A 25,260-nucleotide genomic window follows, 5' to 3' on the forward strand; every position below is an offset into this window, starting at 1 on the left:
AAATGCTTGCATTCTCTATTAATCATTATGGACTGAGTTTTAGGGCAACGCAATCCGTCGAATTATTTTGCGCTTACTATCAATATGCTCTCGCTTTATGATTTTATTCATATAATCATAGGCAGCCGAATGCTTACCCTTATAACCTTTTTGAGCAGATGACAATAGACATCTTTTCTGCTCACACTTGCGTTCAGCTCTTTTACGATATCATCGTAAAATCAATCCATACCGCTCCTAAAATCTCTATTGCATAGGGATTCATAGTCGCCATTAAGATACTTGTTGACTGTATTACGGCCACAATGCAAAATTTTAGCGATTTTTCTTTTACTATATCCGGCAGCGGCGTATTCTCGAATGCTGTTATATAGTTGTACACTTTTAGGATTATACTCTATTAAATTATCCACAGCCTCAGGCATTTTTTTACCTCTCTCCACAAGAGGAGCCGAAACTGCTGCTTCTGCATAAGTTAAAGAAGCATCTTTGGGAATTTTTATGTCCACTGGCACTGTTGAATTTATTACACTCTTTACTGCCTCCAGAAGATTTTGATGCAAGTGGAACCGGTCTGCACTCTGCATACAATCCGGCAAGATTTCTTCCACAGCCTTCGCAGATGCACGATCACGAGTTACTGTTGTTACCTGCTTATTATGAGTCAGCCATGCTTTTAGGGCAGATCCCTCCCGTCATACCAGAACAGCAACAGGAATATGGGAATTTTCATCGACAATAATCGTTCCATAAGTATGCCGTTTTTTTAAGCAAAATCATCCACACCAACATGGCTTCCACTTGGTATCTCCATCACTGAATGTTATATCAAATGTATTTCATAAATTCTTCTTAAGAGAATATAAAAATCTCATTGGCTTATTACCGAATATTGCTAAAACAATTAAAATCTTATTCACTATTTTTACATCGCCGTCTTTTATAACTTCTTTACCATATTTCTTCAAATTACTTTTTATTAATAAATATTCTTTTTTATACTTTCTTTTATCTGTAATCTGCATATAAACATGTAAGTTTGACCATAAAAAACGTGCTTTAGCGGCAGTTGAAATTTCGGGATAATTATTATCAACAAATCTATATAAACTGTATGTATTTTCAACATAGTCCATTTTACTTAAAGTAAATTTAGCCCTCACTATACCATTCTCGCGTTGATAATAGCAATATTTAATCCCCTTTCCAAATGCTATTGTATTAGCCTTGGAAAACACTAAATAAATTATTGCAATGTCTTCATATAATTTACCATATGGAAATCTTATGTCTTCAAAACATTTTACATTATATAATTTAGCGTATGCAGAAGATGTATAATCTTTTTGATAGCATAATTTTTTAATTGCTTCTTTGGAATCCATTATAACTATTTCATCATTTGTTTCACAAAACTTATAAGTTTCATCAGACGTTTCTTTACTAAGACATATAGATATTTCTGCATTATTATCTACAATAAGTTTATAGAGATATTCTATATAGTCATTTGCTATAAAATCATCACTATCTACAAAAGTTACATATACACCATGGCAACTATTTAGACCTTTATTTCTAGCATCAGACAAACCACCATTGGTTTTATGAATAACAAGGATTCTATCATCTTTCTTTTTATAAGCATCACAGATAACCCCGGAATTATCCGTTGATCCATCATCGATTATAACTATTTCTATATTTGTATATGTCTGTGATAAAATTGAATCTAAACATCGTTCAATATAAAGTTCAACATTATAAACAGGAACAATAATGGATATTAACGGTTTTAACTTTTTATCGTTCAATTTTATTAATTCCTCTCTTACTAATCATAATGATTTTGAAAAAATTCTCTAATTTTATCAGCAAGTATTTTGCTTGATCCTACAGGAACAAAGATATGCTTTGAATCTTCTTCAAATAATTCATGATTCGCAACTGTATCGCCTAATACCATTGGTTTATTCATAGCTTCATAAATATAAGCTTTGCCTGGTATTGTTCTTTTAGCCTTGTTTACATTTGCAGAAAAATGTCCTGCTAAACATAGATCAGAAAATGCAATATAATTTGCAAGTACATTCTGTTCCAACCATGGGATATATGTTACTGTATCGTAATCTACGGTTTTAACTTTATTTTGTACTGGTCCAATTATAATAAAATGTATTTGCTTTATATATCTAAGTTCAGAAATTGTATTCATTACAACGTCAATGCCCTGAACTGGAAGAATTGAACCGAAATATAATACAATTTTTTTTCCCTTCCACATAATCGGTTTTTCTATTTGCATTGGGTAATAAATATCTCTGTCTGCTTCTAAGTAATTAACGTAACAATTGTCTTTAACTGCTCCTAATTCTTTACAAAAATATAATGCATGAGCTACGGTATCAGTAATAATCCAATTAGATTTTTTTATTGTAATCATGTCTATTTTCTTTAGGATAAGTGCTATTAATGAATTTACTTTGATTTTTTTTCTATCATCTACTATAGTGTCATATATAGATATAAAAAAATCTGTTAATACATCTTTTTTATTCCATTTCCATGATAAAAAAGGAAGTATCATTTGAGCCATAAAACCCACAAAAACCATATCACAATCTTTAAAACTAGTTGTCAATATAGATTTATAGACCTTTAAAATACGACTAAAATATTTTTTGTCCGAATAGCATATAATTTTATATGATGAAGCTAATCTCTTAACCATTAGTATTTCTTCATTTATTCTTATATAATCACTATTCTTAGTAGCTATATAAACAATATTCTTATTTTTTATCATCTGTTGTAAATCATCTTTTTTCTTCATAAACTATACCTTATTGTTTGTTATTCGGATAAAGGACTTAATCCATCTTTTCATGTAACCATATTCAATTCCAAATCTAGATCCCTTTAATCGCTGTAATAAATTCCTTTTCTCTGGATAGCAATATTTTTCAATGACATACTCGTACCCCAGTTCAAAAAAGTCATTCCAAAATGCCTCTCTTAATTCAGGTTTTTCGAAACTTTTACTTAAACAAGTATTTCCAGCTACCGCTTCTTTTATATTTTTTTTATGTGAAACAAGTCCTTCAATTATTTCATTGTATAAACTTCTCCCCTTTTTTGAATTTATTATACACATAGAAATACCTTTATCATTATCTCTGGCTTTCCAGCTATCTCTTCTATATCCCCAAAAATCAGCAATTGTTAAATCTGATATTCTATCTACATTTGTGTATATACAATCATAGCAAGAATTCCTTAAATAAAGGTTTCGTAAAAACCCTCTAATGTAAACATCTTTATATGTAGATTCTTTATAAACCATTCCAGTACTAAACTGAATCTTCATACAAAATTCTTCCCAACCTTTTGTTTTATCTCGAAACCATAACCTTTGTGGAGTTCCTTTATACTTTTTCTCCATATACATAAGGTATTCTTTAAAAATTTTAGGTGAAGGGACTCCATGACAAACAAGATCACAACATATTAAATCCTCATAGTCTTTTCCTAGATAATTTCTTAAACCTGCAACTTGACATGGTGTACCAGTAAATAAAACTGGGGTTTGTCCTTCAAGATCCCTTTTCACTTGTTGAAAGCATGTCCCTATTTCACTTTGAACATATTTAGAACCTCGCATATTTTCTAAATCATTTAAACAAGTTCCTCTAAAATGTACAACCCTCCCATCCGCCTCTACTTTAGCGCCATACACCCTACCATTTTTCTCTAATATCTTAGTAGCTAATACTGTAAACACTCCTCCTGATGAGCTTTTAAATCTTATGCCTTCATCTTTACACCAACAAGCATAAACTTCTTTTGGAAAATTGTAAGGCTTTACCCTTTTTAAAATAGGGCATACATTTTGGCATGCTCCACATTTAATACAACTTTCCTTATTGATATTTGGATGTTTGAATCCTTCCTCATCATCCACTATACTTATTGCAGAAATCGGACATTTATTAAAACATGCCATACACCCTGTGCATTTACTTTTTTCACACAAATATGTCATTTAATTTCACTCCTAAATCTATTCCAATAATTTTTTTAGCTTGCTATAATAGTTTTCATCAAAATAATCTTCTAACTTATAATCATATTTCGTTTCGAGCATTTGTTCGGCATATTCATATGCCTCATTTAATGATCTTGCGAATTTTACATATGATGAAAACGACTCAGGAAACCATTTTACTCCCGACTCTAATTTATGATCAGTTGATGCTAGTACAATAACTGGCGTTCCAGCGACTAACGAAAAAATAGTTCCATGATATCTATCAGTTATTACCAACTTGTACCCAGCATAACTTGTCCAAAGTTCATTCAAAATTTCTTCTCTATTCATCCTAATTTTTCTTATAGGAATCTCTAACGTCGTATCTGTTATATCTGTCTCTTCCTTCTTTTCTATTTGTTTTCTCAACTGCTCTATTTCTTCTGAACTATATAGCCCTTCTTTGTCATTTCTCATACAAAAAAGAACTTTTTTGCGTTCTCCCCCCCAATATCTTTTACCTATTCTACTAGTAACAATATCTGGAAATAATAAAGTTTTGACCCTCGGAAAAATATCATTTGCTGTTTCATACGAAGTTATATCCCTACACAACATCACCAAATTATGATGACCATTATAGATTTTTTTTGCTTTTTCTAATTCTAACTCATTACTATAATAAATAGTTTGTGGAAATGCTATCAGCTTATTATTTCGAAATTCCTGGACTACTTTTCTCTGTAGTTTTTCTTCTAACATGTACAAATCCGTTGTATGATAACCACTGTGCAGAAATACTAAATCTTGCGAATGTATGTATCTTTTTACTATATTAACAAATTTAAAATCACATTTATTCGCCATTAATGTTTCTAAAATTATGATAGTATATTCAGGATAAGTTCTTTCTAGCCATTGTCTAATACACAGTGTCTGTGCCTGATCCCCCATATTAGAATGATATGGAGCTCCAAATACAAATATCTTCTTATTTTTTCTAGATTTTAAAATTTGAAAATAAGTTTTTAAATAAAACTGTATACTAAATATTTTCTCAAACATATTCTAACCTCTTACTTTTTCCTGATAAGCTCCAATATTGATTTTCTGTCCTTTTTACTAAATAATATAATAAAATTAATTGGCATTGTTATTATTACTGAAATACATGCAGAAAATATAAAATTCACCCAAGAATTACATATAATAAATTGTTTTATAATTATACATATTATGCACATAGTGATAGTGCAAAATATTCCTTTTATTATTGCAATATAAAAACTATACCATTTAATTTCTAAACATTTTGCTGCATAAAGTGGTGTAAATATTGTATTTCTAATTATTCCAACAAGTGCTGCCACTAAAGGTATTGCAAATATCCCCAAGTTTGTAAATCTTAATAATAAAAGTACCGCACTAACATTAAAAATTCCACTTACTAACAATACAAGTGCTGGCGTTTTCAACTTACCTGTCACAGTATACACATTAAAAATAGTGTTTACACTGCCTGTAATAATCATAGGAATAATAGTGAGCAATGATAATTTATGTAACAGTATAGCGTCTTCACCTGGCACCCACAGCATAAAAAATTCTTTTCCGTTTATCATCAAAAATGCAATAGGCAAAGTTATAAGCCACCCCATAATCTGCACGGAAAAATTTACGCGTTCTGAAAGTTTTTCTTTTTCATTCTTAGCATATAAAATAGTAAATTCTGGAATGAATATAGAGACTAAAACACCAACCAAGCTTTGTATTAATGTAGGTATATTTTTTGCAATCGAAAATTGTCCTCCTGCTGTTGCTCCCAAACAAACATTTGCTATTAATAAATCTAACGAAGTCAATAAAACTACACTTAATTGATTTATAGAATTCCAAACCCCTAACATCAAAAGCTCTTTTATGGCCGAGATCTTAAAAAACTTTCGCTTTATTTTAATCTCTGGCAATAATCTTTTAGTATAATATAAATTCCCCAGTGTCAGAATCGCTGTCGAAACTATAGCGCTCAGTGAGACATAATATAAGTGTGGCTTAAATAGCACAAACAAAACAATAATTAAAAGAACCCTAGCCAAATTCCCTTGTATTGTTTTAAGTGAACTTAAATACAACTTGTTTTTCGCAAATGTTGCTACTGAAAACACATTACCTATCAATGATATGACTAGATTAATCCCTACAAAGGTAAAAGTTATTTGCACATCTGAAAGAACCTCTATCGGTACATTTAAAATACTGTCTATATATAAAACCATCAAGATCCCGGGTATGGTTAAAAACATGGACAATACGGTATTCGCAATCAAAACCGATGTGAAATATTCATTTGCCCCGTGATTATTATTTTTTTGCAATTCAATAGTAATAAATCTACTAGCCATTGCATTTAACGCAGCTGTAAAAATACTTATATACTGGATAAAATTATTAGCTATTGGTATAAAACTATAAGCCTCACTACCTAGTTTAGCTATAATATATGGCGTAAGCAATAAATTTATCCCCAAATTTACCCCAAATGAAATCAATGATGATATCATATTAATAAAAAGCTGTTTGTTTTTCATAAAAATCCCTTATTAATTTATCTATTCATGCAATTGCATTACTTCTATCCCTAAATTTTCTATAATATCTAAATTTTCTTTGCCTTTTACATAAATATATTCGTTTTCATCAATCTGACCATAATATATATCTAAATCTCCTATTGCATTTGTATTATCCAGAAATTGCGAGAATAAAATAAATTCATCTGCATAATTAATATCTGTTTTAATTAAGCTTTCTTTTAAAAGGAATTGTAGTTCTTCCTTTAATGCTCTATCGCCTTGTACATAAATTTCTTTAATATTATTGCAGATATCTTTATGTTCATCTACAACTTTAGCAAATCCATTTATTGACTGATAATTATCCTTCTCTATATTTAAAACTGTAATTCCTGTATAAATATACTTATAAATAAAGAACAATGAAAATAGAAATATTATAGATTGGTATGATTTTTTGTAGTGTAAAACTATAATTACATATACAAATAGTATAATAGAAACTACAACTGCAGGAAAATATGTTCGCATGCCACTTGTAATATCAAATATACTTTGAAATGAAAAAGGTCTAAAACTTGATGCCGCCGTAACAGCTGATATGATGTATGGAAAAATAAACGCAAACCAAACTACACATAATAGTACTTTTGCCCATATAATATATGGGACATATTTTTTGTTTTCGTGCCACTTTTCTTTTAAATAAATAGATCCTAAAAGAAGCATAGGTCCTACATAAGACATATAATATCGTAAATATGTTACCCCTCTATATGCATCAGCATTGCTACTTCTTCTTTCCATAGCCTCTTTTACTCCTTGAAGCCAATTAACAGATTGCCCACCAATCGTAATCGCTACGCAAACTAAAGTAAACACGAACACTATAAACATAATCGTATCTTTTTCTGTTTTTTCACTCTTGCAAAATACTTTATAAATAAATACAACTGCTATTATAAAAAGGAAAATTAATAACCCTCCTGTAAAAACATCTCCAGTAAAAAGTTGACCTAAAATAATACTTATCCAGGCTTGCCAATATTCCGGTTTTAGGATATTTAATAGGCCACCGTTATAAACAGCAGTATTTCCTAAATTTTCAGAAGAGGTTATCCATAACCACTCAACTTGATGTTCTATAAATATATTAATAAGGATATATACTATTATCCCCATTATAGAGAATACTTTCCAATTGACTATCCATTTTCTATAAGCAATAAAATATAAAATTATAACAAATACTACAGCTATCCATAAAGTAATTGCCCTATTATGTATTAACATTGCATATGTTAATATAGTTAATAGTAAAACCGTATATAACATCACTTTTTTCTTGTTATCTTGATTTGCATCCAATAATAACAATAATAGTAAGACACACCAACATATAAGTACGTAAATATGCTCGTTATAGATATATGTTACTGGAAGTATAACAAAATATGAAGCGAGCACAGCCATAGGAATACGGAGGCCTCGCTTCTTTATATTGCTGAAGTTTATAAGTATAAAATATGCGATTATAGAAATAAGCGAATTCATAATTACACATATAAATAAAATAGAGCGGTATAAAACCACCGGACTATCGATCATTCTAAACAATGGGAAGAATAGAGAATAAAAACCCATACCATAATATCTTCCACCATCTAAAATTCCTGTCCAATCGAAACCTGCTATTTTGGCAGCGCTGGCCAAAGTCCAAATTTCATCTCCGATTATGTTAAAAGGGTATGCATAAAATACTAATACCAATTTAGGTATTATCGATAAGGCACTAATTAAAAGAATTTCATTAATCCGTTTATTACTATTTTGCATCTAACTAATCATCCTTTGTTTTAAAATAGAATATATTGGTTCAAAATAATAAAACATACTATATTTTAATTTCTTCTTTTTCGGCATAGGACTTAAATACACGTTTTCTTTTAGATATCCTTTATATACTTTTTTCAACTTCCTAGCCTCAACCTTTTTATTTATTGTCTTTAAACCCAAAATGTTTCTAGAGAGAGCACTCATCAAATACTGTAATGACTGAATATACAAAATTTCATTTTCTTTTTTAAAATAATTCATTCTTTCCTCAAATGCTTGGATTACATCTTTAGTTCTGATACTATAACCTTGTCCTATAATGCTTTCTTGTCTTTGGTAATAATAATAAGTTTTAGCTTTAGAATAAACACATCTAGACATTGCATACAAGATTTTATATGTTACATATTCATCTTCGTGTATACGTCCTTTTGGATACTTTAGATCTTGAAATACTGATTTCTTATATAATTTATTCCAAGCGACAACAATATCGATATAGTTATCTTTGTCTTGTTTGATTAATAATTCCTTACCAGATATTATCTCAATATCGTTATCTAATACACCCCATTTAAACTCTTCACAATATCCTTTAATATGTGAAGCGATTGAAATATCTGCATTATTTTCAACAAGGTTTTTATATAATAACAGTATTGTATTTGGATGTATATAATCATCAGAATCTAAAAGGTATATATATTCTCCCTTTGCAGCTTCAATACCTGCATTTCTGGCATCAGAAAGTCCGCCATTTTTTTTATGAATGACTCTTACCCTCAAATCCTTTTTTTTATAATTATCACATATTTGCCCACATCTGTCTAAACTTCCATCATCAACTAGAATTATTTCTAAATACGAATAACTCTGTTTCATTACAGAATTTATACAACGATCAATTTCTTTTTCTACCATATAAATTGGAATTATTACACTTATCAATTCCATAATACACCACCATAATTAATATATTATTTTTATTATTTTATCAATTATCCAAAAACAATGTCCTTTTGCTAAAATCCCCATAAAAATTAATTGAGGTTTTAAATTAAAAAGATTAGCCTTTTTAATACATTCCATAAAAGGTTCCGTATTTATTAACTTTTTTGCCTCTTTACTTCTTATACTATAAGATAATGTATTATTCTTATGAAAAATATCTAGTTTTAACGCATATAAATACTGGCGAACTCCCATTTTATAATACGCATCCATAACTTCTGGTTCATTAACTACTATTCTATGCATCATAGTCATAAGTTCTAACATTTGTTTACTCTTATTTGGTTTATATGAATTCATTATAGATTCATTATTTTTTCTATAATAGTATCCTATTGTTTCAACATACATAAGTTTGCTTACATATCCCAAAATTATATAATTGAAGTATATATCTTCCCCCCAACTAAGATTCTCTGGAAATCTAACATTATTAGAAATAATCACTTCTCTTTTATAAAACTTTGCAACAGGACCATGAAAAATAAAGCCTCTTTTTATATATTTATTAATATATGTACTATCACTATTAAGCAGCCCCATTTTGACCTTATATGGCAAAAATTCCCCACATGCTTTGCCGTCCTTATAATCCAGTATTTCTTTTTCCTCCTTTACATATTCCGATGTAAAGTAAAATATATCAATATCATCACTTACTTTTTCTAATACTTTAATATAGGTTTCACTACAAATCCAGTCATCGGCATCTACAAACGTTATCCACTTCCCTCTAGCAATTTCTATACCTCTATTTCTTGCTGAAGAAGGTCCACCATTTTTTTTGCTAATATATATATAACTACTATGTTTTTTTATATAATAATTACATATTTCTACCGATTGATCTGTTGACCCGTCATCAACCATAATAATTTCAGCTTTATCAGCTAATCCTTCCAAAGATTTAAGGCAATAATTTAAATATTTTTCTGCATTAAATATAGGTATAATTATAGATAATTGGATATCTTGCATTATACTTACCTCTCATTCTTTTTACATGCTTTAGCCTCTTCATGTCCTTTACCATAATCCATCTTACGCAACTCAAACTGTATTTCTTCTAGCAATTTTCTATTAGCTGAAATAACATCTCCTAATAATCCGATTACTCCACATAGAACAGCTATAATAATCAACATACTCCCTAGTATTAATGATTGTACATGTCCAGATCCAGCTCCCATACACATAAATACAATAAATCTAATTCCCAATGCTAATCCAGCAACTCCGAATACTGTTGCAATGCACGCGAAACAATATAAGGGCTTATACATCATTAATGCCCGTCCTATTGTTAGCATTGATTTTTTTACATATCCGAACATGCTACTAAAAAGTCTTGACGGTCTGAGCTCTGCATTCGTCCGTATTGGCACTGAGGTTACGGCCATTTTCTGCCTTCCTGCTTGTACAATAGTTTCTAGCGTATAAGTATACTCGTTTATAACATTCAATCTCATAGCAGTATGGCGACTGTAAGCTCTAAATCCACTTGGTGCATCTGGTATATCTGTTTTAGAAGCTTTCCGTACTACCCAACTTCCTAAATGCTGCAACCTCTTTTTTAGCGGTGAGAAATGTTCAGTTTTATCAATAGGACGTTCCCCCACTACCATCCCCGCCTCACCACGCAGAATAGGCTGAATCAATTTTTCAATATCCGCCCCACAATACTGGTTATCAGCATCCGTATTAACAATGATATCTGCACCATTCCTTAAACATGCATCGAGACCTGCCATGAAGCCCCTGGCAAGTCCCTTATTATTTCTGAAATTAACGACATAATTCACGCCCCAGTTTTTAGCGACTTCTACCGTATTGTCTGTGCTCCCATCATTAATAATCAAATATTCTATTATATCAACACCCTCGATATGTTTAGGCAGATCGTTTAATGCCACTTCTATTGTTTCCGCCTCGTTAAAACAAGGAATTTGAATAATCAATTTCATAGTTTTCCCCTCGTGTTTCATATATTTTTAAGTAATTCCTGATTTACAGCACTTCTGCCTATAGAATCATAAACTACTTTTGTATTCTTCATTTGTTCTAATGTGTAGCAGTTTCTTCCGTCCAGAACAATTGCCTTATTCATCAATGCCTCATATTTTCGGACATCAAACTGTTTCACTTCATCCCATTCCGTCAATATCAAACATAGATCCGCACCTAAAATAGCGTCTTCTATGCTATTGCAGTATTGAATCTTTTCCGGAAAATACTTTTTAAAATTCTCCATTCCAACTGGATCCCATACTCGTACATGCGCTCCATCTTCTAATAGCAACGGAACATTAACCAAAGAAGCCGCTTCCCTTAGATCATCAGTCCCTGGTTTAAATGTACATCCCAAAACAGCAACATTTAAAAACAGAAAATCATCATAATACTTTTTCGCCTTTTTTATCAGTTTAAACTTTTGATTTTCATTCACTTCTATTGCAGCACGAATGGTTCTTATTTCGTTATCATTAAAATTAGCAAGCCAATTCAAAGCCTTCGTATCTTTTGGAAAACAGGAGCCACCATAGCCAATGCCAGAATTCAAAAATTTATTTCCTATCCTGGCATCATAACCCATTCCATCAGTTACTTCTTCTATATCTGCCCCAACAATCTCGCACAGATTAGCAATCTCATTAACATAGGATATTTTCAAAGCAAGAAAATCATTAGATGCATACTTAATCATTTCCGCACTTCTTCTCTTCACAACAAGTTTAGGCGCATCAAACTCCTTATATACCTTCTTTAATATTTCCCCAGGGACTTTATCTTCTACGCCGATTACGATCCTGGCCGCATGTAAAGTGTCCCTCACAGCAGTTCCCTGAGAAAGAAATTCCGGATTAGATGCCACATAAATCTTCACATCATTTTTCTGTTTGTCGTGAATATAAGCTTCGATCTTATCATTCGTTCCAATCGGCACGGTCGACTTCACGACAACAACACAGTCCTGCTTCGCACTTTCTGCTATTTGCTTAGCAACTTTATATACATAGGATAGATTTGCTGAACCATCCTGCTTCTCTGGAGTCCCCACCCCTATAAAAATCACTTCGGCATCTTGATATGCCTCTTGATAATCTGTCGTAAATGTAAGATGCTCTAAGCTTTCCGTCATCAATTCCGACAACCCTGGCTCATAAATGGGAGAGTTTCCCGTTTGCATGATCTCCACCTTTTTTTTATCTATATCCACGCACGTAACATCATGTCCTTTACTAGCCAGACAAACTCCTGTAACAAGACCTACGTACCCAGTACCAGCAACCGCTATCTTCATTTCACCTTCCCCATTCTTCATTTGTTTTTTGGCAAATTTCGACATGCTCTTAAATAATATAACACACTTCCGTCATAATTTCTACCCTTAATAACCGGCTGTCAATGTTATACCAGTTTCTCCTATCTTTTCCTTTAGTTGATCTCCGAGCACATAAATGTATTCATGCTCTGCTATCTTACCACATAAATATCCCTCATCTATAAGTTTCGACCATTCCTTTGGATTCTGACACAAAAAGATAGCTTCCGTCTCATTTTTTGGCGGTTCAGCAGAAACTACAGGCTTGTCTAATAAATTGAATTGATATAGATATTTTGTCTGCTGTCCAATTCCTCCTACACGGCCATCCTCAACATATATCTTATCAGGTAAAACCGCTTCTTTCTTAAGGTCATTAAGAAGCTGTACGCTATCATCTACATAAGTATAATTTTTTTGCCCCCGGTATCCCTCATGATACAAAGCATTGAAACAATAACAATAAATAAGCATAATGCATAATAAACCTAGTATTATATGTGTTTTATTATACCTGTATAAAATATAACTGATAAGCAAAATAAGGAATACTATAAATGTACCTGGCAGATAAGTGCGAAGCCTAATCACATCTTCAAATCCTTTGGTTAATGAATAAGGTGCAAAATCCCAGCAGGAACCGTTAAACTCACTGATAAAAGGCAAGATACACACAACCCAATACCCCTGCAGCAATGCGGCAGTCACACAGACAACCGGATATAATTTGCCGAGTGCTTGTCTTTTATGATAAAAATAGGCGATACCTGCCATCAGCAACGGACCAACATAGGCCCCATAATAGCGGAAATAAGTTATTGCACGAAATGCATCAGGATCCCCCTCATAAAACATTGCACTCGTCACACCACCAAGCCAACTAATTGATTGTCCTCCGATTGTAACAATTACAGCAGCCATAAAAATACTTCCAACTACCATATATGGACTCATTTGATAAACTTCTGCCATATTACTTTTTGCTCTTATTAGGCCTCTCCACAAAAGAATCAGAATGGCAATGACCGCAAATATTGCCAAACCACCGGTTACAATAACAGCTTCGTTCAACTGTCCTATAATAATATTAACCCATGCCGGCCATGATTTTATGTCTTCCAGCAAATATCCTATTGAAAAAGAAACTCCTGTATTAGCAATACCAGAACTGGATGCTTTCACGAAATAATCTAACACAGCCTCCATCCCTTTTTGGCTAACAACAAAGGCTCCTGTCCCCATCACAAGGCACACTGGAATTGATACTAAAGTTTTCCGATAAGCCCACCCATAATAAACAACCCCAAATGCCACAGCCATCCAAACAGCCGTTGCGCGTGAATGTACAGTTGAAGCATAGAACAGAACCAAAACCAGAACAACTGTATATATAATCTTTTTCTTATAATCATCTACACATGAATTCATCCGCAGCAGCACCCAAGCCAGCAGCCACATTACCAGAACATAGATGAACTCTGGATAAGTATATACAGCTCTCACAGCTACCAGATAGGAACAGCATATAGAAGAAACGCATAATATTTTTTCATTGTCCACATGAAAATACTGCTTCATCAAATGATATGAGATTGGTGCACTGACGCTCTGAGCTAAAGCCATCAGTAAAACGATCATTCGATACAGTAAGATCGGATCATGTATCAATTTAAAAAATGGAACCAGCAGCACCGTATACCCATACCCATAATAGCGGTAGTCCTGCATAACCCCACTCCAGTCATATCCAACCAGCTTTGCCGCCGGCCCCATTGCAAAGATTTCATCCCCGCCAATAGATACTGGTACGGATTGAAGCACAAAAGGAAGCCTCGGTAAAAATGCTATGGCAAATGCCAGCCATATATATTTATTTCTGCAAATCGACTGAAGAGTTCTCTTGAACCATCCTTTATTATGCTGTTCCATTTTCTATCTCCTGTTCAGTTTATTCCTTATCATTTGATAACTGCTTTCTAATATCTCACATACAAAACTTTCCTTCTGCATTACGAGCATTCCCCCGTATATCCCGAAAAACACTACTGCCGATACGAACAGCTCCAAAAATAGATTCTTAATATTCAATAATTGTACAACCACACCACCAGCCATTGCAAGCGCAGACGCGACCAACACTTTCCGTATACTGATATCTTTTACAATTTTAGAAAGCGTATCCTTCAAATAGACGCATTGTACCAACAGCACGACAAATTCTGCCACGGTAGTTGCAATTGCTGCACCGTCTGACGCTATATAGGGGATCAACACTAAATTTAAAACAAAATCAGTTGCTGCACCGACAAGGATAGAATATAGGACTTTCTGTTCCCGCCCTGTAGGTATAAGCACCTGTATCCCCGTTATATTAGAAAGTCCAATTAAAATCACCGTAGGCATCAGATATTTCATGGGTGCAATAGCTCCGTAGAAATCTGTTCCGGCCAGCAGTAGGATAGACTCCTTTGCATACATCCAGAAATAAATAGTTACCCCAGTACCTAATAGTACAACAAAGTTACAGGCTTTTGCTATAATCTTGTAGAATTCTTCTTTATTTCCTGTTTCTGCATAGTAGGATAACCTGGGCAAAAGTACCGTCCCTAATGATGTAATGAGAGTGGTCAAAACTGTTTTCACTTTAATGCCTGCATTGTAATATCCTACATCTACATTTGTCTTCATCATCCACAGCATAACGGTATCCAGATTCGTGTATACACTGATTCCCGCTGAAGTGGCGAAAAAAATCATAATCGGTTTTAAGTGCTCTTTAAAACGGTAGCGCTGTGTCTTTTTTAAATCCACATATCTGCGTAAACGCAGGAAATTCAACACATAAGAACCGCCTCCCGCAAACACGCTGATAGCGCCGTAGACAATATAATCATCCGGGCTCTTTACCATCAGGAACATGAATACGATTGATATCACTTTAAAAATCAAAGTTCTGCTTGCAATGTACCCATACTCTTCCAATGCACTGTAAAGCCATGACACTCCTATAACATTAAGAAACAGCGATACACTGTTAATCAGAAGCAGTTCTCTTTCTGCTGCAAATTTAGGGACAACAGCCAGGAGAATTAAGAATGCAGCATACGTCAGCACCGTTGTTACCGTATTGATGATAAGAAGCTCCTGAACGGTTCTTGACAGTTCTTCCCTATTATCCCGTACTCTTGCACAGGCACGGATTCCATAAGTTGGGATCCCAAGCGATGCAAACATCGCGAAATATGTCAGCACCGATGCTGCCGACGATACCGCTCCGCTTCCTGCCGCTAAAAGTGTCCTGGATATATAAGGAAAGGTAATTAACGGAAATAAAATAGAAGATGCCGTCAGTATGAAATTCATAATGAAGTTAAACTTCACCGAATTTACCTTCAGGGCCATTATGCTTCCTCCATCCCGTTTCTCTTTTTCCCCATTTTCACTATCGTCTTATATCCCTTAAACCCCGTCCGCCGCAAAAGACTTAACGTTCCGCTCTCCTGCCCCGCCAGTCTGTATATCTCAGGATTTTTAGAGAGCAGTTCTTGGTCAAACTCTATAAACTTCTGCTTCATCTCCTCATTCTCAACCGGATAACTCATGAAGATCGTAATCTGCTCCCCTACCATCTCCGCAATCCGTTTTGATATATACTCTATTTTTTCTTTTTGGCTGCCCTCTTGTTTTGCATATTCCGTAACAAAATCTGTCAGATGCATGATCACATCTATATGATTCTGTATGTGCTTCTGATACCCCTGCATGCTGACACTCTGTGTCGCCTGAGCCAGACGGTACATATACACATAAATATCAAAAAAAGCAACCTTTTCCACATAAGGAACCGGATACAAAATATATTCTACATCAACATAGAAACAGTGCTCATCCAGCCGGATATGATGTTCCTTGAGAATTGCCGAACGGATTGCCAGCGAATGCATTGGGATCTGTGTCCTTGTAACAATCTCACTAAAATCCCAGTATTCCCCGCTGCCCTGTTCCCTTTGCAGCATTTTAAACTCACGCGGTGTCCTCTTTTTTGTCTGATCATCCACCTCGTAATAATTACATACAACATAGTCTGCGCTGCACGTTCTCAGTTTCTCCACCATACAGACAAATCCCTCTGTATCAACCCAGTCATCCCCATCGACGACTTTAAAATATGTCCCCCTGGATTCCTCTATCCCCCGGTTAATTGTAGAACCATGCCCGCCGTTTTTCTTCGAAATCAGGCGGAAGCTGTCCGGATATCTGTTCTCATATTCTTTTCCTATTGCAGCCGTACCGTCCGAAGAGCCGTCATCTACAATCAACACTTCTATATCCTTCAATATTCTTTTATCCAGAAAAGAATCCAGTGTCTGCCTTAAAAAACGTTCCACATTATATGATGGAATAACTACTGATAATACCTTATCCATTGTCTTTTCTCCTATCGTCTTCTCATCTTGTCCGACTGTTTTCTCGCCCAGGACAGTACATTCATCATCCAGAACTGCCGCTTTTCCAGTATCCAGAACTGTACTTTTTCTTTCCTGCCCATATTTTTTATATAAGGATTCTTTCGAAACCCGGGGAATAGTTTTACGGTCAAATCCCTGCACTTTTTCACATAGGGACTTTTCCTGGCATGATATATCATTTCCCTGGCAGGAATAAAATACATATTATAAAATGTCAGATACTCCAGTTCCCTGTGGAAAGTCTCAAACTGTCCTTTTTCCCGATAATAGTCCAGAACCCCCTCCACCATTTTTTTTCTATGGGAGTAATTCTTTTCGTCCTCCGTGCCGGTGGTAATAGAGCCTTCCCTTATCATATAATAATACAACGGTTCTCTTAAATATACAACACTGTCTGCCGTGAGAACTAATTTGGGAATCGTACCCAGATCCTCGTAGCGGTATCCTACCGGGAAAAACAATCCTGTTTTTGTAAAAAAGTCCCGGCGGAACAGTTTCGCACACACAGAAAGTGTCTGCAGCATCAGCTCCGGGTTCGTCTTAAGGCTGATAGGACACATCTCCGGGAGATTACAGTCACATACTTCAACATCCCCGTTTGGTTCCATCCGTTTATAATCAAAATATACGATGTCGCTGTCAAATTTTTCTGCTGCCCCCACCGCTTTTTCAACTAGCCTGCTGTCCACATAGTCATCACTGTCCAGGAAAAAAAGGTATTTTCCTGCCGCCAGTCCTGCCCCCACATTTCGCGCATCGCTCAGTCCCCCGTTTTTTTTATGGATCACCCGAATTCTGGAGTCTTCCTGTGCAAATTTGTCACACATCTCATTACTGCAATCCGTGGAGCCATCGTCCACCAGTATAATTTCCAACTCCTGATATGTCTGTGCTTTTATACTTTTTACACACTTTTCAAGAAAATCCTGCACATTATACACAGGAACTACAACACTTACCAATACCATGTGTATATTTCCTCACTTCCTGGCAGAGTTTATCACCAGTTTTTTATGGTTCTCAGCTGTTCAAATCCAGAAACAGCTGCCGCCATTCTATATATTAATCTGCGGCTTTTCCGCAGACCCGCCCGCAGGGCATGAGTTATGGGGTGCCCTTTGGGTATAATATTCCTCTCAGAACAGCCTTCTGGGCATTAAGGTCAAATAAACAGCTGTCCATATCTATTTTCACGTTATTTCGGTCATATTCCCTGTGAGCTAATATAAATTCTGCCCATTTATCAGCACCTGCGCTTAACGGAAGAAAATAACACTCCCTGCTGATCTTTGCCTCTTCGGGCACACCACTGCTTAATACACAGCGCAGCCCCGCAGCCTGTGCTTCCAGACTGATCATGGAAAGACCCTCAAAATGAGACGGAAGAACAAAAAAATCCATGCCCTGAAGGAGCCTGTCCACATCATTCCTCCAGCCTGTCAAACGCACCGCGCTTTCCAGCCCATACTGCCGCACTTTCTTTTTTATGATTTCCATTTCCTCTCCTGCTCCGATCAGCAGAAGAACGGCCTTGGAATCTTTTTTATAGATTTCCCGGAATACTTCCAGAAGAAATCCATGATTTTTCACATAGGTGAACGTACCAGCATGACCGACCACGAAAGAGTCCTCTATTTGTAGTTCCCTTCTCACGTCATCCCTGATGTGTTGATTAAATGTATATTTTTGGGTATCAATTCCACTCACTACTACATGAAAACGATTCGAATCCACGATTCTTTTCGGAAATGCCCACTCTCCGGCCAGTCTGGAAGCACCGTAGAACTCGGTGCCTGTCCGGTACAAAAACAGTCTGCATATTTTATGAATGCTGTTAAAGACCAGTCGTTTCAGTGAATTTGCACAGTCATTCCCACTGGCATGGCAATGCAGGACCCGTTTCTCTACCATGCACTTTCTTGCTGCCAGAGCTGCCACACAATCTATTGCCGTAGATATATTTAAATAAACGATATCATAGTGGTTATTCCGGATCAAATGGCACACCTTTGCATACTGTTTAAAAGGGTGGCGCAGGCTGGGAATCTCAAATAAACGGGAATGATACTTTTCGAGCCGCTGCCGCAGCCCCTCATCGATATGGTTGGTAAGGAAATCCATCTGCACATCCTCTTCCCCGGCGGTTTCCAGAAAATTAAGCAGATATCCATCAATCCCTCCGCCTGTACCATCCATAATAAATCCAATTAAAACCTTTTTCATTTTGCCTCTTCCTTATGCCCTGTTTGTAGCAGGGCAATGAAATATCCAAAGCACAGCCAAAAACAAAATGTCTCCGGTGAATTCACATAAAAGATCGTGGAAAGCACCGTGGCCGCCGCCGAAATAGAAACCATTACCGTGAAAACAGCCACCGCAGGTCTGAAGACATCAGGTGGCGCTCCCTTTACCTTTCTCTTCATATACAACAGCGTATTAACCATGAGCCATATAAGCGCTGCTATGCCCAAAGCGCCCTGTGCCGTAGCCGTATCCACCACCATGCTGTGCATAGAGTCATATTTGATTCCCAAAGAATTCTTCACAAGATATGTTTCCGGAAACCGGTCCTCTGCAAATTCCGTAATATTGCGGTAACTGGCGCCGTATACCGGAGATGCCTTTATGATCTCAAGACCGCTTTCCCAAATTCCCATTCTGCCATTACTCAGGTCATTTGCAAGATCAGCTTTCCGTCCGATCGCTTTCCGTCCTGAGATGCTCTTCTTTGGAATATTTTTCTTTTCCTTGTGGACTGCTTCTATTTTTTTATCTACCGTATTATAAATTTGTTTGAATCCCATGGTTCCCGCCACTGCTGCTAATCCGATCACCAGCGCCGCAGCGAACGCTGCCGCCGCCCTTCCTCTGCATTTTCCAAACCGGCGGTACAGACAGAGACCTGCCATTACAAACAGACCAGCAGCCAAAGCTACTTCCCCGGTTCTGGAATCGGAAAACACAAGAAACAGAAACTGCACAATGATACTGAAAACCCAGAATACTTTCCCGGCTTTCCTTTTGGATATCCAGAAAAGATAGACTGCCAGAAAAACTGCTGCCAGAGCAATAACAGATCCCCTATTCGGTTCGTCGTAGATTCCCCAAAGCCGCCCCCAGTTGAACCCTACAATATGCTCCGTCCCCAGAGGGTCTGTATATCCCATATTTCTGCCCCAATATACCATAGAAAGGCTGATTATATGAACAACGGTGCAGTAAACTACATATACCACCGCCGTAATTTTCAATTCCTTCAATACCTCTTCCCTACTATACGTACAGGTCGGTATATATATAATAAATAAAGAGATAAACATCCATACAAGGCCTTCTATATTCTCCAGATATCCATACCTTATATTCATAACCGCGCTGAATACCGCGCTCAGTAAGAACGCAGCCAGGGGCCAAAGATTCGGAACCTTTAGATACAGGCGGTAATCCTTCAGCATCCAGAGCCCCAGCACCGCTCCCAAGACCGCCGATAATATCGTCGCATATTTCATCCATACAGTGCCGTTTACAAAGGCATTGAAAGCCAGCAGTAAATAAATCATATAATACATCTTAAATATAAAAAGTACCTGTTTAAATCTCTTATTCTGTGTCATAATTCTCCTTGCAGTTATTTTTAAAACACATTAACGTCCTGATTTCACCCTCGAATAAACCATAGGCAGAAATCTCCTTACCATATAGATCCCCCTCCCCATCATCAAACATGGGATTGCTTTCTTCCAGCGGAACAGCATCAGTGCAGTCCGAAGTGTCACGCTTTCCTTTGCCCGTGCCATCGGAATCAATTCATTGAACAGGCCCTGGGCAAACACCCCTTTGCACCACTTATACCGCTGTGCATGATTCATGCCTGAACGTCTGTCACAGTTTCTTTCCAGAGCGGAAAGAATATACCTTGCATACAAGCTCCCCAGAACACTCCTGACTGCTTCCGTACAGATCCCCCAGTAGGAAAACTGGTCAAACAGCATCTCAATCCGCTGCCTGTGGAGTTTAAAATAATCCGGTACAAACTTATTCGTCAGGTTGGCTTCCATCCTTTTGCCGTAATGATACGGCACAATGGGCAGAATATTCATTCTTTCTATATCCATAAAATATTTAATATTAAAGACGATATCCTCGATCAGCCTGACATTTTCATAATCCAGCTTCAGCTCCCGGATATAGGAAAGCAGATAAAACTTGTTCCAAGCATACCCATACAGTGTCTGTTGTTCCAGCTCTATTATATGGGGACGGAATTCTTCAGCAGACCGGTAATAATGTTCTTCTGGGCAGATAGGGTGTGTATATTGGAGATGCCCCTTCTTATCATAGTATTCTTCAATATGACCGAACAGCACTACCTCCGCTGGATTTTTCCCGATAGAGGCATACACTTGCGCCAGCAGGGTATGATCCACATAATCATCCGGATCCATAAACCAGATGTACTCTCCGCGTGCCGCCCTGGTTCCGGTATTGCGTGCTGCGCTCAAGCCCCTGTTTACCTCATGGCGTATCACCTGGATGCGGGAGTCCTCCGAGGCGTATTTTTCTGCAATCCTTCCGCTTCCATCCTTAGTACAGTCATCTACCACCAGGATCTCCCAATTGCCAAATGTCTGATTCTGTATGCTTTGAATCGCTCTGTCTATATATTTCTCCACACCGTAGGCGGGCATAACGATAGAAAAATAAGGCGTTTTTGCCTCTTTTTTATCCATAAATGTACCTCTCAATTTACTTCTTTTCTGTCAGTTCCCTGATTAACTCTACTATCTTTCTGTATGATTTGGGCCTGTCAAACTGTTCTTCCGCAATCTTTCTTGCTTTTTTCCCCATTTCCAGGCGCTTTTCTTCATTCTCATACAAATCTTCGATGGCATCCGCCAGGATTTTGACATCCTCTGGTTCGATATTTACGCCAAAACCGTCCGCCTCAACTTTTCTTCTGAATTCAGGACTCATACATGTATTAATCATTGCCCTGCCGGCAGCAAGATAATCACCGATCTTGGTAACAATGCTTTGCGGAGCCTTTCTTACAAAAGAATTAACCAGAATATCCGACTTTTTCAGATAAGCAGCCATTTTATCATAGGGTGCGTAACCAACAAATTCTACATTGTAGATCTGGCGTTCCCGCGCCAGCGCTTCCAACTCATCTTTCATCGGTCCGCCGCCCAGTATCTTGATCCGGATATCCTGCCTGCCTCTTCCTGCCAATTCTTCCGCTGCCAGCACCATGGTACGGATGTCATAGCTGGTTCCGATTGTACCGGCATAACTCACCCAGAATTCACGTTCCGCCTTTGTAACCAGAGAGTCATTCTCCTCGGCGCCTTTATCAAATTCTGAGATCTCATTGCCTACATAAACCGTGGCCTTAGGCACTTCCCTCTTCTGGTTCTGAAACGGCCTGTCTCTATATTCATCCGATGTGCCGATGACTCCCGATACTAGGGAATAAACCTTTTCTGCATCTCTCTGCAGTGGATGGAATAAAATGGAACTGACCACGGGAATATCCAGCACCATCCGCATGGCCTCCGGCCAAAGGTCGTTTACATCCGCCACAAATGGAATCCCCCGCCGCTTTGCGTATTCGGCTGCCGCCAGCGCCACATCATTCGGGGGAATTTCCGTATAGAGAAGATCATAGTCCCCTTCTTTCTCCAACAGAGCCGTCAGATTCTTTGCTGCGATCTTATGGCTGCGGATTCTTTTCAGATCCACATTTTTCTTATATCCCGGCTCATATATAAACTTGATCCCGAACTGGTAATCCTCTTTTTTAATCTTTTCCATATCCCTCTGGGATTTTTCCCAATGCTGGAATGTGGTCGTTATCAAATCCACCTGATATCCCGCTTCTGTCAGAAAATCACAAAGGTAGCGAAACCGGGTATAGCCTTTTTCTCCGTCCAGTCTTACCCCCATTGTAATGACTGCTATCTTCTTCATCGTATATCCCCCTCTACTTTATCACTGCCAGTACTGTATCTATCATTACCCTGATATCTCCCCAGAAATGAAAGTTCCGGAGATACTGCAGGTTATATTTCATTTTCACGGGAAGTATATGATCCACATATACTTCGTCTACCGATTTTCCCGTCTCCCTCCGATATTTTTCCATCATCAAATCCTCATCCTTGAAGATAATACTGGTACGGGATGTGATCCCTGCGGGAAGGAGGAGCGTTGCCTTCATCTCTTCGGTATATTGCTCCACATACTTTCTTACTTCCGGCCTGGTTCCAACAAAAGACATGTCCCCGGTAAGTACATTAAAAAGCTGCGGCAGCTCATCCAGCCTGCATTTGCGGAGCATCTTTCCTGCCCTGGTAATGCGGCTGTCCGCCTTGCCGGTGACTAAAGGCCCCTTTTGATCCGCATCTGCGACCATAGTCCTGAACTTGAAAATACGATATGGTTTCCCATATCGTGTAATCCGCTCCTGTCTGTAAAAGACAGGCCCTCTGCTGTCCAATTTTATCCATAGTGCAAGCACAGCCATGACCGGCACTAAAACAACGGTCAAAACTAATGCAAAAAGAAGATCCATGATGCGTTTCATACACAGACTAATCTTCTTCTTTTTCAATTTATCATAATAAGGCCGGAGTGTCTTGTTCTTCATTGAATCCGGCAGCTGTTCCCATCTGATCATTCTTTTAACTCCTGATTGTAAGAATAACGGCTGCTTTGCCCTGTCATAACATTCTAATACATCCTTCATCATATCTCAAGTCCCGGAGGACTCTTCACATTGGATCTCTATTCTATCGTAATGCTATATCTGCGCTCATAGCAGCGCCCGAAATGTTTCGGACACATACTGCACCTGTTCATCAGTCAGGCATGTATGAAGCGGAAGCGTAATTTCATTCTCAAACTGTGCATAAGCATTCGGAAAGTCCTGCAAGTCAAATCCCATCCGCTTATAGGCGGTCAGCATCGGAAGTGGTTTGTAGTGGACATTGGATGCAATTCCAGCTTCTGCCAATTCTGTGATAATATTGTTACACTCTTCACGTGATTTGTCAAGCGCACGTACAAGATATAGGTGTCCGCTGGACTGATGATGCTCTCCATAGTGTGTCAGCACCTGCACCGGGCTCTGCCCCAGCCCTACATCGTACATGCCGATGATTTTTTTTCTTCTCTCCAGAATCTCCGGATACCGCTCCAGCTGCACCAGTCCTATAGCCGCCATAATATCCGTCATGTTGCACTTATAATAAGGCGCCACAACATCGTATTCCCAAGCACCTGCCTGTGTTTTTGCCAGAGCATCCTTGGACTGCCCGTGAAGGGAAAGAAGCATATATTCCCTGTATAGTCCTTCCGCGTCCAGACCTGCCTTCTGCAATGTATCGGACCAGGTCACCGCCCCGCCTTCGGCCGTAGTCAGGTTTTTAACTGCATGAAATGAAAAACAGGTGAAATCCGCAATCTCTCCGCACTTTTTGCCCTCCCTGCGCGCGCCAAATGCATGGGCGGCGTCTGCCATCACAAGAATACGGCCAAGCGCTTCCTGCCGCTCATTAGCCGGCCGGTAGATCTGTTTTTTTTCTTCGGCAATACGGAAGATTTCATCGTATCTGCTGTAAATAATGCCGGCCAGATCCACGCATATAATTGCTTTTGTGCGTTCCGTCACCGCCTCCGCCGCTTTCTCTGGATCCATTTCATAGGATCCGGGCAGCGTATCCACTAAAACAGGAACTGCCCCCACATGGCAGATACAGCTGCAGGTAGCCGTATACGTGTATGCAGTCGTAATCACTTCGTCTCCTGCTCCAATTCCCATCACGCGGAGTGTCATCTCCATACAGGCGGTAGCGGAATTCAGGCAGGCAGCCTTACGTGTACCGCAGTATTCCGCGATTCTGCGTTCGAATTCCTTGGTCCGCGGCCCGGTAGTGATCCAGCCGCTTTGCAGGGTCTTCGCAACCTCTGTAATTTCTTCTTCGGTAATATCCGGTGGTGAAAATGGTACCTTCATATTTT

The 25,260-nt window shown here is 37.4% G+C and carries 21 protein-coding genes; all 21 read right to left on the minus strand.

What is annotated here, in order from left to right; genetic code table 11:
- Positions 1–221: 221 nt before the first annotated feature.
- Positions 222–668, minus strand: a complete 447-nt coding sequence (locus GKG43_RS11945; RefSeq protein WP_129879133.1) for a helix-turn-helix domain-containing protein — start codon at positions 666–668, stop codon at positions 222–224.
- Between the two features lie 171 nt (positions 669–839).
- Positions 840–1,814: a glycosyltransferase family 2 protein gene (locus GKG43_RS11950; protein WP_055154240.1), complete on the minus strand. Its 975-nt coding sequence runs from the start codon at positions 1,812–1,814 to the stop codon at positions 840–842.
- A 20-nt stretch (positions 1,815–1,834) separates the two neighbouring features.
- Positions 1,835–2,833, minus strand: a complete 999-nt coding sequence (locus GKG43_RS11955; RefSeq protein WP_129879134.1) for a glycosyltransferase — start codon at positions 2,831–2,833, stop codon at positions 1,835–1,837.
- 3 nt (positions 2,834–2,836) lie between these two features.
- Positions 2,837–4,042, minus strand: a complete 1,206-nt coding sequence (locus tag GKG43_RS11960) for a Coenzyme F420 hydrogenase/dehydrogenase, beta subunit C-terminal domain (protein ID WP_055154236.1) — start codon at positions 4,040–4,042, stop codon at positions 2,837–2,839.
- 18 nt (positions 4,043–4,060) lie between these two features.
- Complete coding sequence (locus GKG43_RS11965) at positions 4,061–5,092, minus strand: polysaccharide pyruvyl transferase family protein (protein WP_129879135.1); 1,032 nt, start codon at positions 5,090–5,092, stop codon at positions 4,061–4,063.
- An 11-nt stretch (positions 5,093–5,103) separates the two neighbouring features.
- Positions 5,104–6,615 (minus strand): MATE family efflux transporter, encoded by a 1,512-nt coding sequence (locus GKG43_RS11970; RefSeq protein ID WP_055154232.1) that lies wholly within the window; start codon positions 6,613–6,615, stop codon positions 5,104–5,106.
- 21 nt (positions 6,616–6,636) lie between these two features.
- Positions 6,637–8,436: a hypothetical protein gene (locus GKG43_RS11975; protein WP_129879136.1), complete on the minus strand. Its 1,800-nt coding sequence runs from the start codon at positions 8,434–8,436 to the stop codon at positions 6,637–6,639.
- Positions 8,437–9,390 carry a glycosyltransferase family 2 protein gene (locus GKG43_RS11980; protein ID WP_055154228.1) on the minus strand — a complete coding sequence of 318 codons (954 nt, stop codon included), beginning with the start codon at positions 9,388–9,390 and terminating at the stop codon, positions 8,437–8,439.
- Positions 9,391–9,405: 15 nt separating this feature from the next.
- Positions 9,406–10,425, minus strand: coding sequence for a glycosyltransferase (locus GKG43_RS11985; RefSeq protein ID WP_055154226.1), 1,020 nt, complete (start codon positions 10,423–10,425; stop codon positions 9,406–9,408).
- 5 nt (positions 10,426–10,430) lie between these two features.
- Positions 10,431–11,411, minus strand: coding sequence for a glycosyltransferase family 2 protein (locus GKG43_RS11990; protein WP_055154256.1), 981 nt, complete (start codon positions 11,409–11,411; stop codon positions 10,431–10,433).
- 17 nt (positions 11,412–11,428) lie between these two features.
- A complete protein-coding gene (locus GKG43_RS11995) occupies positions 11,429–12,748 on the minus strand; it encodes a UDP-glucose/GDP-mannose dehydrogenase family protein (RefSeq protein WP_055154254.1) in 1,320 nt (439 codons plus the stop codon).
- Positions 12,749–12,835: 87 nt separating this feature from the next.
- The gene (locus GKG43_RS12000; RefSeq protein ID WP_055154224.1) at positions 12,836–14,698 is read right to left on the minus strand and encodes a hypothetical protein; all 1,863 of its coding nucleotides are present in this window, start codon (positions 14,696–14,698) and stop codon (positions 12,836–12,838) included.
- A gap of 3 nt (positions 14,699–14,701) precedes the next feature.
- A complete protein-coding gene (locus GKG43_RS12005; protein ID WP_330377712.1) occupies positions 14,702–16,171 on the minus strand; it encodes a flippase in 1,470 nt (489 codons plus the stop codon).
- The gene (locus GKG43_RS12010) at positions 16,171–17,196 is read right to left on the minus strand and encodes a glycosyltransferase family A protein (RefSeq protein WP_129879137.1); all 1,026 of its coding nucleotides are present in this window, start codon (positions 17,194–17,196) and stop codon (positions 16,171–16,173) included. Before GKG43_RS12010 ends, GKG43_RS12005 begins: the two co-directional genes overlap by 1 nt.
- A gap of 11 nt (positions 17,197–17,207) precedes the next feature.
- Complete coding sequence (locus GKG43_RS12015; protein WP_129879138.1) at positions 17,208–18,206, minus strand: glycosyltransferase; 999 nt, start codon at positions 18,204–18,206, stop codon at positions 17,208–17,210.
- A gap of 136 nt (positions 18,207–18,342) precedes the next feature.
- A complete protein-coding gene (locus GKG43_RS12020) occupies positions 18,343–19,461 on the minus strand; it encodes a glycosyltransferase (protein ID WP_129879139.1) in 1,119 nt (372 codons plus the stop codon).
- Positions 19,458–20,852 (minus strand): O-antigen ligase family protein, encoded by a 1,395-nt coding sequence (locus GKG43_RS12025; protein ID WP_129879140.1) that lies wholly within the window; start codon positions 20,850–20,852, stop codon positions 19,458–19,460. The genes GKG43_RS12020 and GKG43_RS12025 overlap by 4 nt, the downstream gene beginning before the upstream one ends.
- Before the next feature lie 30 nt (positions 20,853–20,882).
- Entirely contained in the window at positions 20,883–21,968 is a 1,086-nt protein-coding gene (locus tag GKG43_RS12030) for a glycosyltransferase family 2 protein (protein ID WP_129879141.1), read from the minus strand.
- A 16-nt stretch (positions 21,969–21,984) separates the two neighbouring features.
- Complete coding sequence (locus GKG43_RS12035) at positions 21,985–23,208, minus strand: glycosyltransferase family 4 protein (RefSeq protein WP_129879142.1); 1,224 nt, start codon at positions 23,206–23,208, stop codon at positions 21,985–21,987.
- A gap of 13 nt (positions 23,209–23,221) precedes the next feature.
- Entirely contained in the window at positions 23,222–23,917 is a 696-nt protein-coding gene (locus GKG43_RS12040) for a sugar transferase (RefSeq protein WP_129879143.1), read from the minus strand.
- 135 nt (positions 23,918–24,052) lie between these two features.
- Positions 24,053–25,255: a DegT/DnrJ/EryC1/StrS aminotransferase family protein gene (locus GKG43_RS12045; RefSeq protein ID WP_129879144.1), complete on the minus strand. Its 1,203-nt coding sequence runs from the start codon at positions 25,253–25,255 to the stop codon at positions 24,053–24,055.
- Positions 25,256–25,260 lie beyond the last annotated feature (5 nt).

It is taken from the genome of Eubacterium sp. BIOML-A2 (assembly GCF_009680135.1).
In the GTDB taxonomy this organism is placed as follows: Bacteria; Bacillota; Clostridia; order Lachnospirales; family Lachnospiraceae; genus Faecalicatena; species Faecalicatena contortus_B.

What these genes read in the sequence shown, in the direction of transcription:
- GKG43_RS11955 (WP_129879134.1), bottom strand. Translation starts at nt 2,833, where the DNA reads ATGAAGAAAAAAGATGATTTACAACAGATGATAAAAAATAAGAATATT.
- GKG43_RS11960 (WP_055154236.1), bottom strand. Translation starts at nt 4,042, where the DNA reads ATGACATATTTGTGTGAAAAAAGTAAATGCACAGGGTGTATGGCATGT.
- GKG43_RS11965 (WP_129879135.1), bottom strand. Translation starts at nt 5,092, where the DNA reads ATGTTTGAGAAAATATTTAGTATACAGTTTTATTTAAAAACTTATTTT.
- GKG43_RS11970 (WP_055154232.1), bottom strand. Translation starts at nt 6,615, where the DNA reads ATGAAAAACAAACAGCTTTTTATTAATATGATATCATCATTGATTTCA.
- GKG43_RS11975 (WP_129879136.1), bottom strand. Translation starts at nt 8,436, where the DNA reads ATGCAAAATAGTAATAAACGGATTAATGAAATTCTTTTAATTAGTGCC.
- GKG43_RS11980 (WP_055154228.1), bottom strand. Translation starts at nt 9,390, where the DNA reads ATGGAATTGATAAGTGTAATAATTCCAATTTATATGGTAGAAAAAGAA.
- GKG43_RS11985 (WP_055154226.1), bottom strand. Translation starts at nt 10,425, where the DNA reads ATGCAAGATATCCAATTATCTATAATTATACCTATATTTAATGCAGAA.
- GKG43_RS11990 (WP_055154256.1), bottom strand. Translation starts at nt 11,411, where the DNA reads ATGAAATTGATTATTCAAATTCCTTGTTTTAACGAGGCGGAAACAATA.
- GKG43_RS11995 (WP_055154254.1), bottom strand. Translation starts at nt 12,748, where the DNA reads ATGAAGATAGCGGTTGCTGGTACTGGGTACGTAGGTCTTGTTACAGGA.
- GKG43_RS12000 (WP_055154224.1), bottom strand. Translation starts at nt 14,698, where the DNA reads ATGGAACAGCATAATAAAGGATGGTTCAAGAGAACTCTTCAGTCGATT.
- GKG43_RS12005 (WP_330377712.1), bottom strand. Translation starts at nt 16,171, where the DNA reads ATGGCCCTGAAGGTAAATTCGGTGAAGTTTAACTTCATTATGAATTTC.
- GKG43_RS12010 (WP_129879137.1), bottom strand. Translation starts at nt 17,196, where the DNA reads ATGGATAAGGTATTATCAGTAGTTATTCCATCATATAATGTGGAACGT.
- GKG43_RS12015 (WP_129879138.1), bottom strand. Translation starts at nt 18,206, where the DNA reads ATGGTATTGGTAAGTGTTGTAGTTCCTGTGTATAATGTGCAGGATTTT.
- GKG43_RS12020 (WP_129879139.1), bottom strand. Translation starts at nt 19,461, where the DNA reads ATGAAAAAGGTTTTAATTGGATTTATTATGGATGGTACAGGCGGAGGG.
- GKG43_RS12025 (WP_129879140.1), bottom strand. Translation starts at nt 20,852, where the DNA reads ATGACACAGAATAAGAGATTTAAACAGGTACTTTTTATATTTAAGATG.
- GKG43_RS12030 (WP_129879141.1), bottom strand. Translation starts at nt 21,968, where the DNA reads ATGGATAAAAAAGAGGCAAAAACGCCTTATTTTTCTATCGTTATGCCC.
- GKG43_RS12035 (WP_129879142.1), bottom strand. Translation starts at nt 23,208, where the DNA reads ATGAAGAAGATAGCAGTCATTACAATGGGGGTAAGACTGGACGGAGAA.
- GKG43_RS12040 (WP_129879143.1), bottom strand. Translation starts at nt 23,917, where the DNA reads ATGATCAGATGGGAACAGCTGCCGGATTCAATGAAGAACAAGACACTC.
- GKG43_RS12045 (WP_129879144.1), bottom strand. Translation starts at nt 25,255, where the DNA reads ATGAAGGTACCATTTTCACCACCGGATATTACCGAAGAAGAAATTACA.